Origin of the sequence: Aeromonas sp. PrichA-15 (genome assembly GCF_017939245.1) — a bacterium.
GTDB classification, from domain to species: Bacteria; Pseudomonadota; Gammaproteobacteria; order Enterobacterales; family Aeromonadaceae; genus Aeromonas; species Aeromonas caviae.
In genome coordinates, this window is the sequence record NZ_JAGKRH010000291.1 from 1 (window position 1) to 602 (window position 602).

A 602-nucleotide genomic window follows, 5' to 3' on the forward strand; every position below is an offset into this window, starting at 1 on the left:
CGGTGTGATTCATGACTGGGGTGAAGTCGTAACAAGGTAACCCTAGGGGAACCTGGGGTTGGATCACCTCCTTACCTTAATGATGACGAAGTTGTTGAGTGTTCACACAGATTGCCTTGATTCAAAGTAGTTAGAGCAAAGACCTGGTGCGAAAGCATCAGTGCTTATCTGGCTTCGGTCAGATGAGAGAAGCCCTATCATTGGGTTTTGGGATGTGAATAATGGCGCTCGGCCTCGCAGGCTCGGCACTCGCCATTACCCAAAATCTGCACTGCTGACGCAGCGCAAAGATGATTTTGGGTCCCCTTCGTCTAGAGGCCTAGGACACCGCCCTTTCACGGCGGTAACAGGGGTTCGAATCCCCTAGGGGACGCCACTTCTCTTCGCATCTTAAGAATACAGAGTTAAGAACTGATTCTTAACTCTGTTTTCTTCGGCCTCGCGCCGTTGCAAACATGCTCTTTAACAATCTGGAAAGCTGATTTAAAAAGTAGTTCTCAAACATTTGTTACAAGTGCTTTGGAAACTTCTTGGCGAAAACCAAATTTTATTTGGTCCTTGTTGTACGACAACAAGCCGTGCCGGTTTCACCGACACTTCTT

Annotated in this window: 1 tRNA gene and 1 rRNA gene; both read left to right on the forward strand. The window is 47.7% G+C overall.

Features of this window, described 5'->3' with window-relative positions:
* A 16S ribosomal RNA gene (locus tag J9889_RS21300) occupies positions 1–74 on the forward strand; the annotation flags it as partial.
* Positions 75–300: 226 nt separating this feature from the next.
* Positions 301–376, forward strand: a tRNA-Glu gene (locus J9889_RS21305).
* The last annotated feature ends 226 nt before the right edge of the window (positions 377–602 follow it).